General features: G+C 41.8%; 20 protein-coding genes. 14 read left to right on the top strand and 6 right to left on the bottom strand.

What is annotated here, in order from left to right; translation table 11 throughout:
- Positions 1-311: 311 nt before the first annotated feature.
- Both pnuC and nadR read right to left on the bottom strand, forming a co-directional pair.
- Entirely contained in the window at positions 312-1,043 is a 732-nt protein-coding gene (gene pnuC, locus ACT3SX_RS01955; protein ID WP_192519971.1) for a nicotinamide riboside transporter PnuC, read from the bottom strand.
- Positions 1,044-1,118: 75 nt separating this feature from the next.
- Positions 1,119-2,165, bottom strand: a complete 1,047-nt coding sequence (gene nadR, locus ACT3SX_RS01950) for a multifunctional transcriptional regulator/nicotinamide-nucleotide adenylyltransferase/ribosylnicotinamide kinase NadR (protein WP_192519972.1) — start codon at positions 2,163-2,165, stop codon at positions 1,119-1,121.
- A 367-nt stretch (positions 2,166-2,532) separates the two neighbouring features.
- Here nadR and ACT3SX_RS01945 point away from each other — a divergent pair, with 367 nt between their 5' ends.
- From ACT3SX_RS01945 to ACT3SX_RS01930, 4 genes are all read left to right on the top strand, one after another.
- Positions 2,533-2,745 (top strand): PspC domain-containing protein, encoded by a 213-nt coding sequence (locus ACT3SX_RS01945; protein ID WP_192519973.1) that lies wholly within the window; start codon positions 2,533-2,535, stop codon positions 2,743-2,745.
- Positions 2,746-3,053: 308 nt separating this feature from the next.
- Complete coding sequence (glyQ, locus tag ACT3SX_RS01940) at positions 3,054-4,070, top strand: glycine--tRNA ligase subunit alpha (RefSeq protein ID WP_413038458.1); 1,017 nt, start codon at positions 3,054-3,056, stop codon at positions 4,068-4,070.
- 9 nt (positions 4,071-4,079) lie between these two features.
- Positions 4,080-6,173 carry a glycine--tRNA ligase subunit beta gene (gene glyS / locus ACT3SX_RS01935; RefSeq protein ID WP_192991981.1) on the top strand — a complete coding sequence of 698 codons (2,094 nt, stop codon included), beginning with the start codon at positions 4,080-4,082 and terminating at the stop codon, positions 6,171-6,173.
- Between the two features lie 293 nt (positions 6,174-6,466).
- A complete protein-coding gene (locus ACT3SX_RS01930; protein ID WP_318779541.1) occupies positions 6,467-6,757 on the top strand; it encodes a hypothetical protein in 291 nt (96 codons plus the stop codon).
- Positions 6,758-6,846: 89 nt separating this feature from the next.
- Here ACT3SX_RS01930 and ACT3SX_RS01925 read toward each other — a convergent pair whose 3' ends face one another.
- Both ACT3SX_RS01925 and ACT3SX_RS01920 read right to left on the bottom strand, forming a co-directional pair.
- A complete protein-coding gene (locus ACT3SX_RS01925; RefSeq protein ID WP_192519975.1) occupies positions 6,847-7,293 on the bottom strand; it encodes a cell division protein ZapA in 447 nt (148 codons plus the stop codon).
- Positions 7,294-7,396: 103 nt separating this feature from the next.
- Positions 7,397-7,837 carry a hypothetical protein gene (locus tag ACT3SX_RS01920; RefSeq protein ID WP_192519976.1) on the bottom strand — a complete coding sequence of 147 codons (441 nt, stop codon included), beginning with the start codon at positions 7,835-7,837 and terminating at the stop codon, positions 7,397-7,399.
- A 185-nt stretch (positions 7,838-8,022) separates the two neighbouring features.
- Between ACT3SX_RS01920 and ACT3SX_RS01915 the strand changes: the two genes are divergently transcribed.
- The 6 genes from ACT3SX_RS01915 to ACT3SX_RS01890 all read left to right on the top strand — a co-directional run bounded on the left by ACT3SX_RS01915 (position 8,023) and on the right by ACT3SX_RS01890 (position 13,663).
- Complete coding sequence (locus ACT3SX_RS01915) at positions 8,023-8,676, top strand: UPF0149 family protein (protein ID WP_192519977.1); 654 nt, start codon at positions 8,023-8,025, stop codon at positions 8,674-8,676.
- 33 nt (positions 8,677-8,709) lie between these two features.
- Positions 8,710-9,945, top strand: a complete 1,236-nt coding sequence (argE, locus tag ACT3SX_RS01910) for an acetylornithine deacetylase (RefSeq protein ID WP_192519978.1) — start codon at positions 8,710-8,712, stop codon at positions 9,943-9,945.
- A 123-nt stretch (positions 9,946-10,068) separates the two neighbouring features.
- Complete coding sequence (locus ACT3SX_RS01905) at positions 10,069-10,803, top strand: LysE family translocator (RefSeq protein ID WP_192991980.1); 735 nt, start codon at positions 10,069-10,071, stop codon at positions 10,801-10,803.
- A 779-nt stretch (positions 10,804-11,582) separates the two neighbouring features.
- Complete coding sequence (locus tag ACT3SX_RS01900; RefSeq protein ID WP_192991979.1) at positions 11,583-12,797, top strand: RtcB family protein; 1,215 nt, start codon at positions 11,583-11,585, stop codon at positions 12,795-12,797.
- A 73-nt stretch (positions 12,798-12,870) separates the two neighbouring features.
- Entirely contained in the window at positions 12,871-13,422 is a 552-nt protein-coding gene (locus ACT3SX_RS01895) for a DUF6756 family protein (RefSeq protein WP_192519529.1), read from the top strand.
- 4 nt (positions 13,423-13,426) lie between these two features.
- The gene (locus tag ACT3SX_RS01890) at positions 13,427-13,663 is read left to right on the top strand and encodes a hypothetical protein (protein ID WP_226945076.1); all 237 of its coding nucleotides are present in this window, start codon (positions 13,427-13,429) and stop codon (positions 13,661-13,663) included.
- Positions 13,664-13,743: 80 nt separating this feature from the next.
- Here the strand turns inward: ACT3SX_RS01890 and miaB are convergent, their stop codons facing one another.
- On the bottom strand, positions 13,744-15,237 hold the full coding sequence (miaB, locus tag ACT3SX_RS01885) for a tRNA (N6-isopentenyl adenosine(37)-C2)-methylthiotransferase MiaB (RefSeq protein ID WP_442069485.1): 1,494 nt from the start codon (positions 15,235-15,237) through the stop codon (positions 13,744-13,746).
- A gap of 344 nt (positions 15,238-15,581) precedes the next feature.
- On the opposite strand from miaB, the gene ACT3SX_RS01880 reads away from it, so the two are divergent.
- From ACT3SX_RS01880 to ACT3SX_RS01865, 4 genes are all read left to right on the top strand, one after another.
- The gene (locus tag ACT3SX_RS01880) at positions 15,582-17,705 is read left to right on the top strand and encodes a lytic transglycosylase domain-containing protein (protein WP_192991977.1); all 2,124 of its coding nucleotides are present in this window, start codon (positions 15,582-15,584) and stop codon (positions 17,703-17,705) included.
- A gap of 378 nt (positions 17,706-18,083) precedes the next feature.
- Positions 18,084-18,923, top strand: coding sequence for a hypothetical protein (locus tag ACT3SX_RS01875; protein ID WP_225739187.1), 840 nt, complete (start codon positions 18,084-18,086; stop codon positions 18,921-18,923).
- Positions 18,924-19,145: 222 nt separating this feature from the next.
- Positions 19,146-20,135, top strand: coding sequence for a malate dehydrogenase (locus ACT3SX_RS01870; protein WP_192519526.1), 990 nt, complete (start codon positions 19,146-19,148; stop codon positions 20,133-20,135).
- A gap of 191 nt (positions 20,136-20,326) precedes the next feature.
- Positions 20,327-20,566, top strand: coding sequence for a DUF2789 domain-containing protein (locus ACT3SX_RS01865; protein WP_192519525.1), 240 nt, complete (start codon positions 20,327-20,329; stop codon positions 20,564-20,566).
- A gap of 77 nt (positions 20,567-20,643) precedes the next feature.
- Here ACT3SX_RS01865 and ribF read toward each other — a convergent pair whose 3' ends face one another.
- The gene (gene ribF, locus ACT3SX_RS01860; RefSeq protein WP_192519524.1) at positions 20,644-21,687 is read right to left on the bottom strand and encodes a bifunctional riboflavin kinase/FAD synthetase; all 1,044 of its coding nucleotides are present in this window, start codon (positions 21,685-21,687) and stop codon (positions 20,644-20,646) included.
- Between the last annotated feature and the right edge of the window lie 52 nt (positions 21,688-21,739).

Below are 21,739 nucleotides of genomic sequence, written 5' to 3'. Positions count from 1 at the left end.
CTTTTTAGGAAAGGCTCGAATTTTTTTATTAACCAAGTTTTGATGACTGACCGAATACTCACTAAGCCACTGCTCTAGTGTGCGTTTTGACATCCTCTTTTGCTGAATGCGAGACATACTAACCTCCTTGTTAGTAATGAAAATGTAACCCTATCTGAATGTTTAGGTAGGGACTGCTATCAGTTGTATCATTAATCAGAGCACATCACCATACGGTCTGATAGACGGCTCAGTCAAAACCGATGGCATTATTTACTTTTATGCCTAAAACTGTTGAAGTGTTTTTAAGCTAATTTGGTTGAATATAGCTATTAGCCTTGTTCACTGCGATGCCATTCATATAGGCCAATAAAAGAGTTTATTTGATATATCATTGTTTGAATGGCGAAAATATAGTTGCCAGACATAAGGTTGACGATGAGCCAAACGAAATTGACGATAATCCATAACCACCAGTTAAAAGAATAGCGCAAAATCATGGCTGCTTGCGCTGTGATGGATAGTACAAAAGCAATAACATTGATCCAAAAAAAGGAAATGAAGCCTAAAAATTTACTATTATCATCTTCAACTACTGCATAACCATAGCTTGCCAATAATTCGTTTACGGTAGGAAACAGTGCAAGCCCAATGATTATAAAAGCTGCGGTAATCAACCAAACAGCTTTGCTCGCAGATTTAGGTATCATGTCACCATCGGGGTCAGTATGTTTTGACCAATAGAAAATGCCATAGACGTGGGTGAAGAAATTAAAAAGTGGTGCGAGCATCAAACCCACGGCACCTGATGTTGCTTGAACCACCACTTCACCGGCGGTTGCGCCCATGCCAAAGCCATTACCCATGATGTTTTTGCGAAAAGATAGTGACACCACGCAAATCAAACCGATGAATGAAACTGCCAAATAAAACCAGTCAAGGGCAGTGTGGTCTGTGGTGAACCAAAAACCTGTAGATAAGGCAATCACACCACAAATGAACCACGTTATAATCCATTGCATCGCCCACTTTCCAGTGATGTTATCTAGTAACTGAATACGCATAAGGTTTTCATCCTAAAATGAGTAATAATAGCGGTAACACCTACCAAAATCTTTCGTGTTACCACGTTTTTGATTTTATAATTTTTTATTATAGATATTTTGATCTATAAGACGTAATGCTTGTTGATAACGTGCATCATAGTCAGTCTCATCAATCATGTGAGGTTGAATATTATGACGATGAAAGATATCGATGAGTCGTTGCTCAAAACGTCCACGTGCTGCAGGTGTGCCTAAAGAGCGCATACCATCATCAATCCATGGTGTGCTATTGCTCAACATAATCGTATGGTCTAAATGAAACTCGTCAATACAAGCTGATACAAAAGGGTGGGTACGATTTTCGTACTCTTCACAAAAAGCTTGAGTCGTCACAAAGTCCGTATCAATTATGGTGACAGGTGCCGTTGCAACAGCAGTAGCATCGCGAATGGCTTGTGCATGATGAAGGGTAATGGGTGCATAATCACTATATTGTAGAGCAACTTCACTACCACCCAAATCTGTACCAACGTACAGTCGTCCCATTTCTAGTACAAATCTGGCTCCATAATAGTTGGCCAGCTTATGTACCAATGTTGTCTTTCCAGAACTTTCACCGCCAACAATCGCAACGGTCTTAGTATAATTTCGACGTGCTTGTGGATGAATCGCTGACCAATATGCAACAGGGTTGCGAGCGATAGCAAATGAGTCAAATTCAGGTTGCAGTGCAGTGGTTACTACTGGTATTTTTAGTTGTTTTTGAGTATCACGTTGCGCTAATGGGTGGTTTTCTGCCAAGAATAATACAGAGTCTGTTGGTAAGTTGAGCGCATCTGCCAAGTGCTGTAATTTAGCATTACTAAGAGGAATATTGATCGTTACGTCATCAAAGCTATCATGCAACGGAAGCTCAATTTCATGGGTGGTATGAATATGAATAAAAGGTAAGTCGGCACAAGCCATTTGTAGCCAGCGCGCCTTATCTTGCAAAGTGATGGTGAAATCTGGATGTGGTGAAGGATGTGCCGTAATGACAATATGCAGAACCTCTGCTTGTCCTGCCGCATCTAAAATACTGCGCATTTGTCCTAAATGTAGAGGCTCAAAATGCCCAATCATTAAGCCAGTATCGTACATAGTTATTCCTATAATGCTATTTATCTATTTGAGTAAGCCCAAAAATAACACAATCAGCAAAGTAAAGTCGTAAGGGTTTAGCAACAAAAGCCATTCTGAAATATTTTGAAATAAATATTTAAAATCAGTAAGTTATGAGGTGTTATGAGAGATTAGGGCAAGCTTAGGTAGCATAAACTCACAAAGTACTAGTACATCATCAACAGATCTAGTTTTAGGAGTTGATATACTGGATCTCAAGTTAGAAATATAAAGTAAATTATCAATAGGTTTAAAAAACAAGCAAATAAAAAATAAGCAAAATAACTGTAAATAAAAAACGATAAAAATAAGCAACAGTAATAAATAAAATAAAGAGGTATTTGATTTGGCTAAATTAGCAAAATTGCATCGCTCACAGAACAATCGTATGCTAGCAGGTGTGATGGGCGGCATTGCAGAATATGTCGGTTGGTCGCCTACTTGGGTGAGATTACTGTTCGTAATTATCTCATCATTGAGCGCAGCAGTCCCTGGTATTTTAATTTATATTATTCTTTGGATAGTAATGCCAAAGGCAACCAACGAGTCCTACCAATAAAAGCAGCTCCATTAAAAAACAAAAAGCCTGATTAATCAGGATGCTACAGACATGCTTTTCCTCCTGCCCAGATGCTCGCGCGTTTGGGTATTTTTTTATCATGATTATCGATATAAGAACGTGCTTCCGTGACATATAGGTCATATAACCAGATATTTGGGTCAATATAATAAAATTAGTTGCGGTAAATATGGATAAAATAGTCAATTTTTAGTAAGGTGAGCAGGCAAATAGAGTCGTTGCCAAATAGGCTATACGAGTGCTATCAATATTTTATTTAATAATACTAATTCCACAGTGGCTTTACTATGACAACCCAAAATATGACATCCCAAGCAAAAGAGTCTCAACCGATGACTTTTCAAGATTTGATCCTAACCTTACAGAATTATTGGGCGGCTAAGGGCTGTGTTGTTTTACAGCCGTATGATATGGAAGTCGGTGCGGGTACCTTTCATACAGCGACGTTTTTACGATCGTTAGGTCCTGAGCGTTGGAATGCAGCTTACGTGCAGCCATCTCGTCGTCCTACCGATGGTCGCTATGGTGATAATCCAAACCGCTTACAACATTACTACCAGTTTCAAGTAGTGTTAAAGCCCAATCCTCCTAATATTCAAGAGTTGTATTTAGATTCGTTGAGAGCCATTGGTATAGACCCATTAGTACATGATGTGCGTTTTGTCGAAGACAACTGGGAATCACCAACGTTAGGTGCGTGGGGTCTTGGTTGGGAGATTTGGCTAAACGGTATGGAAGTCACGCAGTTTACCTACTTCCAGCAAGTAGGCGGTATTGAGTGTTTTCCAGTAACTGGTGAGATTACTTACGGTCTTGAGCGTTTGGCGATGTATGTGCAAGGCGTCGATAGTGTTTACGATTTGGTGTGGGCAGACGGTGAGTTTGGTCGTGTTACTTATGGCGATGTTTTTCATCAAAATGAAGTTGAGCAGTCGACCTATAACTTTGAGCACGCTGATGTGCCAATGATGGGTCAGATGTTTGATTTTTATGAGCAGCAAGCAGATAAGCTGGTCACGGAAGGTTTGCCACTACCAGCCTATGAGATGGTGCTAAAAGCTTCGCATGCCTTTAATTTACTTGATGCTCGCGGTGCAATTTCGGTCACAGAACGTCAGCGCTTTATTTTGCGCGTACGTACACTGGCGCGTAAAGTAGCCTTTGGTTATGTCGAAGCACGTGCTAAGTTAGGTTTTCCACTGGCTGACGAGGCACATCGTCAAGCAGCACTTGATAAGTATTTGCCAAAACAAGATGTGGCAGATGAAAACTCAGGTAACAAGCAATCTACTAATAATAAATAGGAGCATCCCATGAGTACCATTTTATTTGAACTGGGGTGTGAAGAACTACCTCCAAAAAGCTTAAAGTCATTACGTGATGCATTGCAAGCAAGTGTTGTTGATCAATTAAAAGAAGCTGACATTAGCTTTGATAGTATCAAGGCTTTTGCTGCACCGCGCCGTTTGGCCATTCAGATTCAGGGTATTGGCGATAAACAACCTGATCGTAGTGAGCAAAAACGTGGTCCCGCGATCAAAGCAGCCTTTGATGCTGATGGTAATCCAACACGTGCAGCGATGGGTTTTGCCAAAGGCTTAGGTATTGAGGCCAGTGAGTTAATAACGATCAATACTGATAAGGGTGATTATGTCGGTTATGAGCAGACCATTCAGGGTCAGGCGACGACTGAATTGCTACCCACCATTTTTCAAACAGCATTAGACAAGCTGCCGATTGCTAAGCGTATGCGCTCAGGTGCAAGCCGTAATGAGTTCGTGCGTCCGGTACAGTGGGTTGTGTTAATGCAAGACAGTACTGTCATTGACGCCACCATCCAAGGACATCAGGCTGGTACGCAAACCCGTGGTCATCGCTTCCACAGCCCTGACTACCATGATATTGCTCACGCCAATGACTATGAAGATTTGCTCGATGGCTTAAAAGTTGTGGCTGATTTTGATAAGCGTCAAATGCTTATCAAAAACCAAGTCAAAGCATTAGCGGACGAAGTCAACTCAGATGCTATCGTACCGCAGGCATTGTTAGATGAAGTGACGGCATTGGTTGATTTCCCTGTTGCTCTACGTGCTAGCTTTGAGGCGCGCTTTTTACAAGTACCACAAGAAGCACTTATCTCTACCATGCAAGCCGATCAAAAATATTTTTGCTTGACGGATAAAGACGGAAAATTGCAGCCTTACTTTATCTTTATTACCAATATTGAGTCAAAAGATCCCAATCAAATCATCGAAGGTAATGAGAAGGTCGTACGTCCACGTTTGGCTGATGCAGAGTTTTTCTTTTTACAAGATCAAAAGCAGCCATTGTTTGCATTGACAGAGAGTCTCAAAAACCGTGTATTCCAAGATAAACTGGGTACAATTTGGGAAAAGTCTGAGCGTATCGCCAAGCTTGCTGCATTTATTGCTGCCTTGCTGCAACAGCAAGGGCGTGATATTAGTATCGATGAAACGGTACGTGCGGCTATTTTGTCTAAAGCTGATTTGGCCAGCTCATTGGTTGGTGAGTATCCAGAGTTACAAGGTATCGCCGGTACTTATTATGCTCGCCTCAATAATGAGCCTGAAGCCGTAGCAGCCAGTTTAGAAGAGCAGTACTTGCCTAAATTCAGTGGTGATGTATTGCCACAGATGCCGATTGGCATCTGCTTGGCATTGGCAGATCGCTTGGATACGCTCATTGGTATTTTTGCGATTGACCAAGCACCGACGGGTTCAAAAGATCCGTTTAGCTTACGTCGTTCAGCGATTGGTATCCTGCGCATTCTCATCGAAAAACAGTTACCGATTAATTTGGTCGCGCTCGTTGAGCAAGCTATTAAAGGTTATAGTACAGCAGACGGTAGTAAAATTGCCAAAATGGGTGATACCTTTACCCAAGTCATGGCATTCTTAAACTCACGCTATCGTGCCATGTATACTGAGCAAGGTGTAAGCGTTGATACCATCCAAGCCGTGCAAGCAATTAATCCGCATATGCCGCTAGATTTTGATCAACGTATTCGTGCGGTACAAGCCTTTAGTGAGCTGTCACAAGCGTCAATGCTAGCCGATTCGAACAAACGTGTTGCCAACATATTAGCTAAGTCAGAAGTAAGCGTGGCTGATAATGTTGATGAGGCCTTGTTATCTGAGCCTGCTGAACAAAATTTATATGCCAGTGTGCAGCAAGCGCAAACAGCGGTACAACCGCTGCTAGAACAAGCTGACTATACACAAGTATTGCAAACGCTTGCCAGTCTAGACGAGCCATTGACGCAATTCTTTGATAATGTCATGGTGAATAGTGAAGATGCTGCACTAAAAAACAATCGCTTGGCATTGTTAAAGCAAGTACGTGCGTTGTTCTTAACTGTGGCTGATATCAGTGAGTTACAGCTGTAATTTTTCGATACCGATATAAGTACGAATTAATAAACGTATGACGTATTATCTGATACAGAAACTGGCCCAAAGTGGCCAGTTTTTTATGCTGTATAATGGCACTTAAGGAGCTCGCCAAGTTAATATTCTATCGTCATAATTGATGGTTGTTTTATACTATAGTCAAATCCATATAAATCCGCTACATCGTCACCCTCGCTGACCATACTAATGTATAGCTTGCACTCGGTTTCCTTGTATCGAAATTATTTGAACTCAACTATATAGTCAATCCTCATCCAAGGAGTACTGCCGTGTTTGCTGTTATTATTGTAATCCTTATTATTTGGGCGTCGATGTGGGCTTTTTATAAGTTTATGTACCCACGTCCACCCAAAAGCATGATGCCAAAAGAAGGTGATGTGACCACGCCACGGCAGTGTAATTTTTGTGGTAATAGCTTGGCTGAATATCGCGGTGTACTTGAAACCAAGCCGAACTTGCCAGCAGATAGTAATACCGAAGTCAGTCAGCAGTTGTTTTTTTGCAATTATGAGCATCAAGCTGATTTTCATGCTGGAAAGGTTTATAACGCTAATCATTAAATAGGTTTAGATTGATGTGTTTTTGATTGAACATAAAAAAGCGCTTCGCTTTGATAGGCTAGGCGCTTGTTTTTAAAGGTTCTATTTGTCTACAGAATGGAATGCGCATCCTTGATGATTTTGTTAAGTAACACTTTAGATTGTATGTCTTGCTGTTTGCGATCTTCTTCCGTTTTTTGATTAGCATGGATTTTTTCGTAAAGGTTTAAGCAGCATAATACCAATAGGCTTTCTTGGTTGAGACTGGGTGCATCTCGCTTGAGATCTAGTGCGTAGTCATTAATATAAGAAACGGCTGAATGTAGCTCTTCTTGTTCGTGTACGGGACAATAGATTGGATAGGTAACTCCAGCAATAGCAATATCTACTTTTTTGATTTGTGGTTCAGCATTTGTTTTTGTCTTAGCGCTTGGTTGAATAGAAGTGCTTGGTCTGATTGAGGCAGTTGCTGTTGCTCTCTGTGGTTTTAACTCACGATTTGTTGCCTGATTTTTTGGTAGCTGTTTTTCTATAGATTTTTTGTGGTCATCGGTCATGATAAATCCTACAATGTCTGGTCAGTAAGGTGAGTAATAAAAAATATTACCGTTATAATTTTGGCTTAATTTATAAGAATCAATGGTTGATTGCTCTTAATTATTACCCTTCTACTTGATCAATATGGGTTAATCGTTTTAGTACGACTTGTGTGCGCTCAGCCGCTAGTTGGTTCTTTTTTTGTAGTTCAATGTTTTGTTGTTTGATATCGCTATACTGCTGCTTTAATTCACCATTGTGCCGCTGTAGTTCGCTATTTTTTTGTTGTAACTGGCTGATTTGCTTTTGTAGTTTGTCCTGCTCTTCGCCAATCATATGATGTGCTTCTGCCAGGTTTTGATAGCGTTTGTCTAGATCGTTCAGTTGTTTTTTGGCTCCTTCACGTTCTGTATGGCTGGTTTGTAGTTTGGTTCTCAGAGCCGTAAGTTCCTGTGGGTCGACGACAGGATTTTTTTTGAGGCTGCTAAGTTCAGCACTGACAAGCTGATACTGTTTTTTGATGTCGAGTACCATTTTTTCTAATATTTTAAGTTGGTCATACATAGTCAGTTTTTATCCTTAACAAGTAAGCGTGAATGAATTTTGTTCTCTGCGTTTAATAATGCCATAGGTGACCGCATAATATCTATATTAACAAAGTAATTCACATATTAAGTTCGGTCTTTTTATTTTTTGCTTTCTTTTTCTCCTTCTCTTTTAAGTAATATTCAATCACTAGGACATCTATTATGAATGACAATATCTCTGGCTGGAATACTTGGCTGACCGCGTTTGACAACTGGAACGACGTGTCTATTAGTGAGGTACATGGCTTGATGACAGGGCTGATGACAGCTTGCAATGCACCAGATGAGACGGTATGGGCTCAGGTGTTTGAGGAGCTGAGCTTTGCGGCATTACCAGAGTCTGCACTGACGTTATTAACCGAAGAGGCAGAAGACACTGTTTTTCAACTGAAAGACAAAGACGATGCTTACGCTTATATGCCACTGATACCTGATGATGAACATGACTTGTACGAGCGTGTGATAGCCTTGAAACAGTGGGCTAATGGCTTTATGACAGGCTTTGGTATCACTGATTGCAATATTAGCGCAGACGAAAACGAGATGCTATCGGATTTGGCAAAGATTGGAAGTATTCGTTTAGCAGATGATGAAGATTTTGAAGGTGGCGAAGAGTCTTATCTTTATATTTATGAATTTGCGCGTATGGTGCCAGTTATCTTTGCTACCCGTAAACGCAAGTCTGTCAAAGACATTGCTTTGATTTCTGGGCTGGCTATCGATGCTAAGACGACCAAAGAGTTACAAGCAGAAGGTAATCTGCCAAAACCAATGCCACCAGTGATTGATATTATGAATCAAGATAGCCCTTCATAAGGCGAAGCGGGCACATAGAAATAAGGATGTTTTATGGCTATAAATGACAGTAACGATAATGATAGGCAGACTATGTCTCATGCCAGTTATCCTGCAAACAGTATAGGTTGGCTCTCTCGTTTGATAGGATTTGATACGGTCAGTCGCTATTCGAACTTGGCTTTGATCGAAGATGTGCGAGCCTACTGTGAGCAGTTGAATCTCATGGTGAACCTGACTTTTAATGAGGCTAAAAACAAAGCTAATTTGTTTGTCACGGTGCCAGCAGGAGAGGATGGCGACAAGGTTAATCACGGCCTCGTGCTCTCTGGTCATACAGATGTAGTGCCTGTCGATGGGCAGGATTGGGCGTCAGAACCATTTGATGCAACGATTCGCGGTGATCGGTTATATGGGCGCGGTGCTTGCGATATGAAAGGCTTTATCGCTTGTGCGCTTAATTTATTGCCACAGGCCGTTCAGTTGTCAAACAAGGGTCAGCTACGTCGTCCACTGCATTTGGCATTGTCGTTCGATGAAGAGGTTGGCTGCTTAGGTGCGCCATTGATTTTAGCAGACCTAAAAGCGCGCGGTATTACGCCTGATTACTGTATTGTGGGTGAGCCAACCAATATGGCGATGGTGGTCGCGCATAAAGGCATTGCGGTTTATCGTTGCCGCGTACATGGTAAGTCCGCACATTCATCGCTGACAGCGCAAGGAGTTAATGCCATCAGTTATGCCAGTCGATTGGTTGGTTATGTCGATACATTGGCAGAAACGCTCAGTACTCGTGATGATGGAGATGCACTGTTTGACGTGCCTTATTCAACGATATCTATCGGTACGATAAAGGGTGGTACCGCGACCAATATCGTTCCTAATCTATGTGAGTTTACCTTTGACTATCGGAACTTACCTCATATGACCCAAGACGATATCCTAGTGCCGATTCAAGCAAAGGTCGATGAGCTGACACAGCAAATGCAAGCACGTGCACCAGAGACGGGTATTGAGCTGTTACGAGAAGTCAGCGTACCGGCAATGACCGATAAGGACAGTGCCGAACTGCAAGCACTGGTAGCTGCACTGACTCAAGATCATGAGCGCCACAAGGTTGCTTATGCGACTGAAGGTGGGCAGTTTACCAATGGGGGTATACCAACGATTATCTGTGGCCCTGGTAGTATTGAGCAGGCACACAAAGCAGATGAGTATGTTGAGCTAAGTGAAATAGCGCGCTGCGATGAGTTTTTACAGAAACTGCTAGATAGCTGTACGGCTCAGTAGCCTATGCAGCAGTAGAAGCGTTATTTGTAAGATAGATGAGTATATAGCACACCGTCTCAATGGCGGTGTGTTTTGTTACATGTTATCCAGTTTATTTGAAACGACAAGGTAAGGGGTTGGTTGATGTCTTGGCATCTGTTTGCAGTGTTTTTCGCGAGTACATTTTTTATCTCAGCGACTCCTGGCCCCAATATGCTACTAGCATTTCAGTATGGTATGAATTATGGGGTGAAACGAACGCTATGGACGCTGGCAGGTCTGAGTGTTGGTCTATTTATACTACTATTATCTACATTGCTTGGATTGGATGTCATCAGTCGACAGTCGCCTTGGTTGCTTACCGTTATCAAAGCAGTAGGAGCATTATATTTAATCTATTTGGGCGTCACTTCGTGGCGTGATGCGAGTAGTAGTAGCTTGATGAAAGACGCTCGTGAGATGAGTGAGGAGGTGGCGGCGGAATACTCCATTTCTGACAGTCAGGATACGCTTGGTAAGCCTCAGGCTCGCTCACTCTCCAGTGCAGCAGTTAATATGGCACCAAGCAATACGCGCTTATTTCGTACGGGCGTGTGGGTGTCATTGTCTAATCCAAAAGCCATTTTATTTTTTGCAGCATTTTTTCCTAAATTCATCAATTTTAGTGCGCCGTTATGGCCGCAATATGTCTTGCTCACTATCGGTCTGTTTTTGAGTGAGACAATTTGGCAAACTATCTATACGTTAGGTGGTAAGAAGCTAGCAAGTTGGCTCGATATAGGTAATCGTTTGGCTTGGCTCAATCGTGGTTGCGGGGTGATATTTATTATTATTGCTGCGGCTTTATTGGCTGAAGTATTAAAAAGTTTAATGGTTTAAAAAATAATATAACTTTAAATTAAAGCGCTTAATTAAATGTACGTATCCTATGTTTTTTCTATAAAAATATAAATTAATTATTGACTTTAATTTTTAAATCGTTATTATTACCTCATTGATTTATAGCGCTTGTCTTTACAAGCGATAAATTGTCCCAATTAATCCGCTACTGTCATCTATGACAACTAGCCACAACTATGGAGGAATCATCGTGTCCTATTTAACTATTAAGACGTTTTTAAAGATTGAATGTGTAAACTACCTGACAGCAATGACGACTTCGCAAAGGTGTGGCTAAGCTTGTAAGTCAGTTGTACATTGATTTTCTATCTATGATTATCAAATAACAACTTGCTATATCTGCCCGATTTATCCCTTTTCTAAGTCCATTGTCCAAGATTGCTCTGCAAGCGTGTTAAGCGATTTTGCACCTACTGTTGTCTGTTTATCTAACATTCCTCTTTATCGTTATTGCTAATAAAGCGACTCAGGCTATGGTTTAGCTGTTGTTTTCCTATGCGTATAGTATTTACGCTGTGGCTGACGGTTTTGATTTATATCACCCTTCTTTAAAACGTCCATTATAAATAAACCATATTTTTTATTAGTTTTATAACTAATAAAAAACGGTATTTTATTGTCTAAATTTTATGAGTTATTAAATAATTTTCTTATTAAACGTTTTGTTTAATTGAGATAGGTAAGTAATGTCTAAAAATAATAATAGTCAAAAAAAATACTATATGGTTATAAAAAAAATAAAATGGAAATAAAAAACTATGAGCATTCAATTAGTATTAAATGAAAACCGTAAACACGGCGTACCAGTCAAGATTTACACCTCGGATGTTGAGCAAGGGGCGATGCAGCAACTACGCAATTTGGCTCAGCTGGAGTTTGTACACTCGCATATTGCGGTGATGCCTGATGTACACGTTGGTAAAGGCGCCACAGTCGGCAGCGTGATTCCGACCAAGTCGGCAATTATTCCTGCTGCGGTCGGTGTCGATATCGGCTGTGGTATGAACGCAGTACGCTTGTCCCTGACGGCAAGTGATCTGCCTGATAGCTTGAAATCATTGCGGTTGATAGTGGAGCAGCAAGTGCCAGTCGGTTTTAATATGCACAAACAAATTCAAGCCAAGAACTCAACGCTTGATCCGTTAGGAAGGCGTCTAAAGCCAATTACTGACAAGCATCCGGGCTTGCTAAAGATGCTCAAAGGTTTTGAGCGTACGTGGGCAAAGCAGCTGGGCACATTAGGCGGTGGCAATCATTTCATTGAGCTGTGTTTGGATGAAAACAAAGATGTCTGGGTAATGCTACATTCGGGCAGTCGCGGTATTGGTAACTGTATCGGTCGCTATTTTATCAATCTGGCAAAAAAAGAGCGTCAATCGCGTTTTGGTCATGTGCCTGATCGTGATTTGGCTTACTTTGCTGAAGGGTCTGATAGCTTTGCTGATTATGTCGAAGCGGTGGGCTGGGCACAGGATTATGCACTAGAGAACCGCCGTGAGATGATGCGCTTAGTGATTAAGTCATTACAGTCACCACAAGCGGGGTTACCACGGTTTCAGCTGACCAAAGAAGCCATCAATTGTCATCATAATTATGTCAATGAAGAAGTGCATTTTGGCGAACAGGTCTATGTGACCCGTAAAGGGGCGATCAGTGCTTATGATGGTGAGCTCGGTATTATCCCAGGTTCCATGGGTGCAAAGTCTTTTATCGTACGTGGTCTTGGCGCGACTGAGTCGTTTTGCTCATGTTCGCATGGAGCAGGGCGCCAAATGAGCCGAGGCAAGGCTGTACGAGCATTTACTATCGATGAGCTAAAAGCACAGACTGATGGTGTGGAGTGCCGTAAAGACGAAGGTGTGATCGATGAAATACCTGGCGCTTATAAAGACATTGATGAAGTGATGGCCAATCAAGCTGATTTGGTCGAAGTGGTGCATACGCTGAAGCAAGTCATGTGTATTAAGGGTTAGATTTTTTATATAAAACTTGATCTTGTTTTGACGGTTAGCAGCCATAAGACAAGATCAAATTGAGGAGATAATTATGAGAAATTATCCTTATATCAATAAAAATGGTAAAAAAAGATCTCAATCAAAAGAGTGGGCTGATATACGAGCAGAGATGATGCGTTTGAAAACAGAGTTGAATCTAACGGATAAATCTTTTCGAGTTCTCACCCCTTACGATGATTATAAAGGTATAGAAGAGCGGATTTATCAAACCTTTTGCAAAATTGAAAATGGTAAAAGCCGTTCAGTTTGGTTATGGCAAAACTTGATACAAGAAACGTATTCAATGGAAGTCAAAGACTCTCTCAAGAGTTATCTGTTACGTTTGATTAAGCCCAATGAGAGTATCTGGTTTGCTATAACAGGAACGTTTAAGGAACGTTCTAAAATCTGGTTTTACGAGGGCAAAATTGAGGCAATAATAAAAATACTCGATGAAACCTGTTTCTTTGACGAGTGCTATTTTGTTTCTAAAAAGTATGACTGGCTCGTTTGTAGCAATCACCATGACGTTTTGATGGCTACAGGTAAAGGTATGCCACAAAAATTAAAGGCTATAGAAGATATAGCAAAGAATAAAGGATAAGATAATGAGCTTAAAACAAACATTAAAAAAGGCCAAACAAATCGAACGGCAGTTAGAGCAACAAGCTGACGCAGGCGTTCAGCAGTCGCTAGGCACAGTCAAGCCGCGCAACTATTTGGCATTGGATCCACTATTAAGAAAAGGCGGTATTCACGAAAAGGAGGATATCGATATCGTCCGCAAAAAACGTCGCCGTGAGACCAAGCAGCATTTGCGTCAGACGGATTGGTTGGCTGAATAATAACAGTCAAAATTCACGCACAAAAAAGCCGTTCGCTATTATAGCAAACGGCTTTTTTATTCAATTTTAGAATTTAACGGTTACGCCAATACTTCAATTAACTCACCTTTGACCATATGCGGGCTGACGAAATCAGTAATACGTACGCTGACGAGCTTACCCAACATCTCATCCATTTGCTCAACATCATGAGGGAACATCACCGTACGAGTATTATCTGCCGTTCCGATTAAGCAGTCAGGGTGGCGATTGGCGATTTGTTCAACCAATACGCGTGTCGTAGTGCCGACCATTTCATGGGTTTTCGCTAGAGTCGAATCAATAATGACTTTTTGGAACTCCGCCAAGCGTGCTTTTTTAGTGGTGAAACTCACATCATCTGGCAACTCAGACGCTGGCGTGCCTGGACGCTTAGAGTAGATAAAGCTATACGAGTGATCGAAGTTCAATTCTTTTGCTAAGTTTAATGTGTCTTGGAAGTCTTGATCTGTCTCGCCAGGGAAGCCAATGATAAAGTCGCTCGACAAGTGAATATCTGGGCGAATGGCTTTAAGCTTATTAATCTGATTGATATAAACGTCGATCGTATGGTTGCGTTTCATCGCAGCCAAGATAGCATTGGAGCCACTTTGTACAGGTAGATGTAGGTGCGATACCAGTTCTGGCAGTTGTGCATAAGCATCAATGATGTCATCCGTAAACTCTAGCGGATGACTGGTGGTATAGCGAATACGCTCCACACCGTCGACATGCGACACATAATGCAACAGCTCAGCGAAGCGGCAAATGCTGCCGTCATCTTTTTCACCGCGGTAACCGTTTACGTTTTGACCCAATAGATTGATTTCACGCACACCTTGCGCTGCTAAGTTATCGATTTCTGCTAATACATCGTCAAGTGGACGCGACAACTCTTCACCGCGGGTGTAAGGCACCACGCAAAATGAGCAATACTTTGAGCAGCCTTCCATGATAGAAACGAAAGCTTTAAATCCTTCTACCCTTGGCTCAGGTAAGAAATCAAACTTCTCGATACTTGGGAACGAGATATCAATCGTGCCGATACGGTTTTTTGGGGCAATATCGCGTTGTTCGTTTGATTGATCATATAGCTCTGGTAGACGGTGTAATGTCTGTGGACCAAATACCATGTCGACATATGGCGCGCGTTTTTGAATATTATCGCCTTCTTGTGATGCCACACAGCCACCCACACCAATGACTAAGTCTGGGCGTTTTTCTTTTAATTTGCGCCAGCGACCCAATTCTGAAAACACTTTTTCTTGTGCTTTTTTACGAATGGAGCAGGTATTCATTAACAATACATCGGCTTCATCAATATCATGCGTGACTTCCATACCATGTGAGTCGCCGAGTACATCGAGCATTTTATCAGAGTCATAGACATTCATCTGACAGCCTTGTGTGGTCACAAAGACTTTTTTGGTTGCTGGCTTATCGACTGGCGATTGGGCTGAACTTGCTTCTTTGAGTGCAGTGACAGCAGGCGCAGCAGCAGTTGTTTTGGCAATGGCAGCGTCATTGATGCGGGGATTGAATACAGTAACACTCATAAGGATAAGTCCATGATTGACTAAAAATATAGCAGGGTAGCCGATTAACAGGTGGCGTATTTTATCACAACCCTCTGCCAATGTGAAAAATTAGCGTCGGCGCTTAGTGGTAGTTATTATTAATTATTTATAACAGTATCAATTGCTTACTAAAATTAGTAGTACAATTGGCAAAATGCTCAAGCAACACCATTCCTATGTTACACCGTGCTGTCCTATTTATTAACAAAAGTAAAGGTAATGGTTGAAAGTGCAACGAGTATAGTATGATAAATAACCCCCTTTAGCGGTATGTTATAAACCGCTGTTCATATAGTTTTAGAGAGTTAATAAAGAGAGTCAATATGACAAAGTTGCGCGTTGCTCATAGCACCAAGGATAGAGAGTTAACCAGTCAAAAGCCTACTTCAAAGTACTTTAAAGCAGGTAGGCTGAGACGAGTGAGTGTACTAAGTTTGGCAACGGCAGCGAGTGCGCTAGGATTATCACAAGTCGCTTGTGCAGAGCTGACCTGGGGTGATAATGAGCGTTACCAGCAAGAAAATAACTATCAACCAAACAGTGGTGCGGATTCCTTCACAGCGGCAGCAATTGCAGCTGAGCGAGGTGATGTTAGCGCACTTTATAAATATGAACAGTCAATGAGTGGCGGTTTGTTTGCCATGTATCCGACATATTGGCGTATGAATTTGGATCTAAATACGCAAAGTGCGGCGGCCGTTTCACAGTTTGTTCGTAAATACCCTAATACGGTTATGGCAGAAAAATTGGTTGCTGATTTTGCTGAGACCAAGGCTGCCTCTAACGATTATGCCTCAGTACGCCAAGTGGCGAATTTGATTACCAATGCGGATGCGAGCGAGCGCTGCGCAGTTGCCCTTGGGTTCAATAATGGCGGTGATACCATGCGTGCGATGGCAGCGAAGTCCGATGTCTGGCTGACGACAAAAAAACAGCCCGCTTTGTGCGATCAGCTCGCGATGGAGATGAATAATAACGCATTAATCAGCGATCAGGATCGTGTTTCTCGCCTAAAACGCATGCTGCGTAAAGGGAAGACAGGTGACATCATGGCGTTATCCTCACGTCTTGGCACACCAATTGCTTATTCTGCATTGAGTGAGATTCAGCTAAATCCATCTTCTTTCTTTAGCAGCTTTGCTAGAGAGCCTGCCAGTCAGATCAATCAGTATCTCTATATGTATGCGTTAGGTCGTGTTGCTGATAAGTCGTATCGTGAGGCGGCACTACAGTTAGAGTTTGATATCAAGCAAGACAATCAACGTTCGACCAAACTGTTGAATGATGATACCCGTCGTTATGCCTATCGTATCATTGGCGTGCAGCGTATGAACCACAATACCGATGATGGCTTTAATGTCGAGGCGGTTGACTGGTTTCGCAATAGCTTAGATAACGATTTTAATTTTGAAGAAGCCGAAGATTATGCCATGGCAGCCATTCGCTTCAGTCGCTGGGATGATGTGGTCGAAGCCATCTCCAAAATGGATAGCGATACTCAAAAAAGCAATCAGTGGCAATATTGGGTAGCCCGTGCGTATGAGCAATCAAGTGATGCTAATAAACGTAATACCGCGAAGAAGATGTATCAAAATCTAGCAAAAAGCAACGACTACTATGGTTTAATGGCAAAAGATAAAGTTGGTCAGCGTTTTGATGCTAGTAAGTTGGGTGGTCAAAACTTACCAAACGTCAGTAATTCAGATCGTGCACGTGTTATGCAAGATGCTAACTTTGCTCGTGCTTTTGCGTTATATAACTCCGATGCTAGTCGTGGTTATGCAAATCGTGAGTGGAATTGGGCGGTAAAAGTGGCACGTGACAACCGTGATGAAAATTTAATTATTGCTGCTGCTCGTCAAGCTTACGATATGGGCTGGCTTGATCGTGCAATTTATGCGATTGATAATACCGATAAAGTGGATAGTTTAGCGCTATCGCATCCGATGCCGCACCAAGATGCCGTGGTTCGTTACAGCCAATCAGCAGGTATTGATCCAGAGTGGGCTTATGGCATTATGCGTCAAGAGAGTCGCTTTGTAACCTCTGCTCGCTCAAACGTTGGCGCTAGTGGCTTGATGCAGGTCATGCCCGCTACCGCAAAATATATTGCTCGCAACTTAGGCGAGACGTATAGTGCCAGTCGTGCCAATAGTGGTGATACCAATATTCGTTATGGTACATGGTATATGGGTGATATCTTAGGTAAATTGAATCGTCAGCCTGTCGTAGCCACCGCAGGTTATAATGCTGGACCTAATAATGCCAAACGTTGGCAACCAGTTTATGGCTCGCTCGCAGCTGATCAATACGTTGAGTCGATTGCCTTTCCTGAAACGCGCAACTATGTGAAGCACGTGATGGAAAATGCAACGATCTATAGCAACTTGTTAGGTCGTAGTAAGCCGATTAGTCAGCGTATGGGTACGGTGCCTGCTGCATTTTAAGAAGTTTGTACTGATAGAGAGCGGCTTTAATATTTAATTACGCTGTATGTGTAAAAAACCATGAACGAGCGATGAGATGACCTCAAAATCTTAGGCAGTGTACATTTACTTCAAGGACTGGGTTCTGTATTGCACAGGGCTCAGTCTTTTTAGTTTAAGCTAAGTTATTTCTTGACTGTAGGAGTGGAACTTAGCTTATGTTTACGTTTTTGCTATAGATTAAAAAAAACGTTTTGTTAACATGGCTTTAATCAGTGTTTTCTATTGATGTTTATAAACCGTTATTTATGTTCTTTGTTAGCTCTATGCTTAGTATTACGAGTGTTTGTGTTCCAAATACTGGCTCCTAAGCGATAGCCCATGTTTTATCACTGCTAGATGTCTTCAGCCCTTATGATCAAAAAATATCTCAATCTGTATCTGCTATCGAAAGTTAGGCCTCACTCATCTACTCAGATGCAGATGCACTCGCTATCTAAACGGCTGCCATATCTAAGTCAGTTAAAGATCCATTCATCGATTCAATCCATCAAAAATTTGCATAAATATCATACCAGCCTAGTAGGCAAAAAAACTTTTGGCACACTTAATACTACAGTAAGCATTGGCGCATTGTTGATATTGCAAGGTATTGTGCTGATACCAGCCCATGCTGCCAGTACTACTAAAAGTGGGCAGCGTGTATTGATGATTGAAATGACACCAGCATTATGTAGCCTGCAGCCAACACGTGCCCGTATGCGTCAATGTCTTGAAGGCTACTCATTAACCGTAGCGGGCTTGGACATGGGGTATGGTGAGCGTTGTGGTCGTGGTAGCGAGCCTCGTTTGACACCATTGCAGTTAAAGGTTGTTAACCGCATCATGCCTGACACCACTGTACGCAGCCAAGTATGGCAGCGGTTTGGTGTGTGTAGCCCACTCAGTGCTAGTAGCTATTTTCGGCAGATCACTAACTATGCTGGCGCATTGAAGTTACCGAATGAGCTCAATACTGGCAACAGTTATACGGTTTCTAAGTCGCGATTTCTCAGTCAAATGACACGCCTTAATAAAGGCATGTCATCGGCTAGTGTTGATCTTATTTGTCAAGCAGGTAGCCGAAAACAGTCCATATTAACTGAGATTGATGTTTGTTATGACGGTGCTGATTTTGGTCGTTGTCATAACATGGTAGATAGTTGTGGCAGTAAATTTATTATTTCAGGTGGTCGCTGAGTATTTTTAATAAATTCATTTGTATAAAATGTAACAATATAGTGCTGAGTAAGGTGGATATTGCTGCTAGACGATTCAGTAAACGAAGTGCTACACTAGCTCTCGGTTTATAGCTGCTATTAAGCATCAGCAGCAAACAAGTCGATATCTAAAATGATAATCACTAATTACAACTATCAATTAGAATCATGAGTTATCTAATAATCAAATAGGGAGTATTCAATGTCAATGAAACAGCCTTTACGTGTTGCCGTTACCGGTGCCGCTGGTAACATCAGTTATGCGATGCTATTCCGTATTGCCTCTGGTGAAATGCTAGGTAAAGATCAGCCAGTTATTTTGCAGTTGCTTGAAATCACTCCAGCACTTGACGCCCTAAAGGGTGTGGTTATGGAATTAGAAGACTGTGCATTCCCATTATTAGCGGGCATCGTTCAAACTGATGATGCAAACGTTGCATTCAAAGATATCGATTACGCTTTGTTAGTTGGTGCTCGCCCTCGTGGCCCAGGTATGGAACGTAAAGATTTGCTAGAAGCCAACGCTGCAATTTTCTCAGCGCAAGGTAAAGCATTAAACGACGTAGCAAGCCGTGATGTTAAAGTATTGGTTGTAGGTAACCCTGCCAACACAAACGCGCTAATCGCTCAACGTAATGCACCAGATCTTGATCCACGTAACTTTACAGCAATGACTCGTTTGGACCACAACCGTGCTATGGCACAGTTGGCTGGCAAAACTGACAGCACTGTAAATGACGTGAAAAACATGATCATCTGGGGTAACCATTCATCAACTCAGTATCCTGATCTAACCGCTTGCACTGTTAATGGCAAACCAGCATTAGACTTGGTTGATCGTACTTGGTACGAAGGTACTTATATCCCAGAAGTACAACAACGCGGTGCGGCAATCATTAAAGCACGTGGTGCATCATCTGCTGCATCTGCAGCTAACGCTGCTATCGCACACATGCGTACGTGGGCACTTGGTACTGATGAAAACGATTGGGTATCAATGGGTGTTTACTCAAACGGTGAATACGGTATCTCTGAAGGTTTAATTTACTCATTCCCATGCACTTGTGTGAACGGCGACTGGTCTATCGTAGACGGCGTTGATGTGTCATCTGATTTCTCAAAAGAGAAAATGGCTGTCACTGAGCAAGAGCTTAGCGAAGAGCGTGATGCAGTAGCACACTTACTACCATAAGTTAGTATCTAGCATTATTCGTTTTTAGTTAAAAAAGCCCTCTTAAATGTGAGGGCTTTTTTATGGTTTAACAACATTAACATAAGCATTAACATTGGATAACAGTGTTTGAAAAACCACTTGCTACAATAAAGGTGTTAAGCCAAAATATAAACCAGAGTTTATACTGATAACTAAAAAGGAGAATAACAATGTTAGGCGAACCTGAATACACTATGAATGAGTTGTTTGAACAGTTAGGACTTGATAGCTCAGATGAAGCAATTAATAGTTTTATCGAAAAGCATCAATTGCCAAAAAACGAGAAATTGATAGAATCTAGTGTTTGGACTGATACTCAGCGTATGTTTTTGCAAGAAGAATGGCAAAAAGATGCGGAATGGGTAGAAGTTATTGATGAGCTAAATGTACGTATGCATCCAGATGCCTAGCTAAGAAAGCAATCGTATCTTATGAAAAACCCACAAATATTTATGTTGTGGGTTTTTTTATGCTGTAGATATTTGCTCTAATGAGTTGGTTGATTGGCTCGCCACTCGATCAATTCTCTTACATCATTATGAATACCAGTCTTCAATGCCTCTAAGCCATCATAACGGCGTTCACCATGCAGGTAATGCAAAAATCGGACTTGTAAAGTTAAGCCATATAAATCCGCTTGTAGCTCTGGGAAATGAACCTCTAAGCGCCAATTCTGCTTTTTATCTACAGAGGGTCTAGTGCCTATATTGGCTGTACCAAATAAACTATTAGCACGCAATCCTGCTATACCCGTTTGACCATTAATGGCAGATAACGTCAAGCCATCCGCTATTACATTACCATCATTATCAAGACTCACCACATCGACTGCAAAAATACCATGTAAAGCAGGCTTTATTCGCTGCAAATCAATATTTGCGGTAGGGAAGTCTATCGTTCGACCTATCTGATCACCGCGGACAACCACTCCTGTAATTGCATATTCACGACCAAGTAGTCGGTTGGCTGCTTGAATATCACCTGCCAACAATAAATCACGCACACGAGTTGAGCTAATGCGAGCCGCTTCATCACTACTGTCAGTGATCGTATGTAAATTAGTCACATCTAAGCCATAGTTGCGTAAAAACTGGCTATCACCTGTACGGTCATGACCAAACTTAAAGTCATCGCCCAACACTAATGCTTGTACGTTTAGACGCAGTGCCAAAATGTCTGCAAAGGCTTGTGCTGATAGCGAGCGAAATTCTGTATCGAATCCTGCCACTATCAAAGTTTCTACACCGTATTCTGCTAGCAATGCTTGTTTTTCAGCGAGAGTGGTCAAACGTGCAGGTGCTTTGTCTGGCGCAAAAAATTCACGAGGTTGTGGCTCAAATATCATGACAGCAGAGCCAAGGTTTTTTGTCTGTGCGATTTTTTGGACTTGTGCAAGCATCGCTTGATGTCCTAAATGGACGCCATCAAAGTTACCGATAGTCAACACACAGGGTGCTAGGTCTACTGGGCTAATATTTGCAGGCAAAATATTTGGCGATGCAATCAGTTGCTCAAGAAAATAGGTGTTCATAAATTTTCAGCTATGATAGATAAGACCCGATAAAAAAAGAAAAACACACCAT

The organism is Psychrobacter sp. AOP31-B2-9, from assembly GCF_052378005.1.
GTDB lineage: Bacteria > Pseudomonadota > Gammaproteobacteria > Pseudomonadales > Moraxellaceae > Psychrobacter.
The sequence above is the reverse complement of the archived record's forward strand: the minus strand, read 5'-3'. Positions and strand labels throughout refer to the sequence as shown.

Excerpts from the sequence above, each read along its gene's own strand:
- pnuC (WP_192519971.1), bottom strand. The coding sequence starts at position 1,043 with ATGCGTATTCAGTTACTAGATAACATCACTGGAAAGTGGGCGATGCAA.
- nadR (WP_192519972.1), bottom strand. The coding sequence starts at position 2,165 with ATGTACGATACTGGCTTAATGATTGGGCATTTTGAGCCTCTACATTTA.
- glyQ (WP_413038458.1), top strand. The coding sequence starts at position 3,054 with ATGACAACCCAAAATATGACATCCCAAGCAAAAGAGTCTCAACCGATG.
- glyS (WP_192991981.1), top strand. The coding sequence starts at position 4,080 with ATGAGTACCATTTTATTTGAACTGGGGTGTGAAGAACTACCTCCAAAA.
- ACT3SX_RS01925 (WP_192519975.1), bottom strand. The coding sequence starts at position 7,293 with ATGACCGATGACCACAAAAAATCTATAGAAAAACAGCTACCAAAAAAT.
- ACT3SX_RS01920 (WP_192519976.1), bottom strand. The coding sequence starts at position 7,837 with ATGTATGACCAACTTAAAATATTAGAAAAAATGGTACTCGACATCAAA.
- ACT3SX_RS01915 (WP_192519977.1), top strand. The coding sequence starts at position 8,023 with ATGAATGACAATATCTCTGGCTGGAATACTTGGCTGACCGCGTTTGAC.
- argE (WP_192519978.1), top strand. The coding sequence starts at position 8,710 with ATGGCTATAAATGACAGTAACGATAATGATAGGCAGACTATGTCTCAT.
- ACT3SX_RS01905 (WP_192991980.1), top strand. The coding sequence starts at position 10,069 with ATGTCTTGGCATCTGTTTGCAGTGTTTTTCGCGAGTACATTTTTTATC.
- ACT3SX_RS01900 (WP_192991979.1), top strand. The coding sequence starts at position 11,583 with ATGAGCATTCAATTAGTATTAAATGAAAACCGTAAACACGGCGTACCA.
- ACT3SX_RS01895 (WP_192519529.1), top strand. The coding sequence starts at position 12,871 with ATGAGAAATTATCCTTATATCAATAAAAATGGTAAAAAAAGATCTCAA.
- ACT3SX_RS01890 (WP_226945076.1), top strand. The coding sequence starts at position 13,427 with ATGAGCTTAAAACAAACATTAAAAAAGGCCAAACAAATCGAACGGCAG.
- miaB (WP_442069485.1), bottom strand. The coding sequence starts at position 15,237 with ATGAGTGTTACTGTATTCAATCCCCGCATCAATGACGCTGCCATTGCC.
- ACT3SX_RS01880 (WP_192991977.1), top strand. The coding sequence starts at position 15,582 with ATGACAAAGTTGCGCGTTGCTCATAGCACCAAGGATAGAGAGTTAACC.
- ACT3SX_RS01875 (WP_225739187.1), top strand. The coding sequence starts at position 18,084 with ATGTCTTCAGCCCTTATGATCAAAAAATATCTCAATCTGTATCTGCTA.
- ACT3SX_RS01870 (WP_192519526.1), top strand. The coding sequence starts at position 19,146 with ATGTCAATGAAACAGCCTTTACGTGTTGCCGTTACCGGTGCCGCTGGT.
- ACT3SX_RS01865 (WP_192519525.1), top strand. The coding sequence starts at position 20,327 with ATGTTAGGCGAACCTGAATACACTATGAATGAGTTGTTTGAACAGTTA.
- ribF (WP_192519524.1), bottom strand. The coding sequence starts at position 21,687 with ATGAACACCTATTTTCTTGAGCAACTGATTGCATCGCCAAATATTTTG.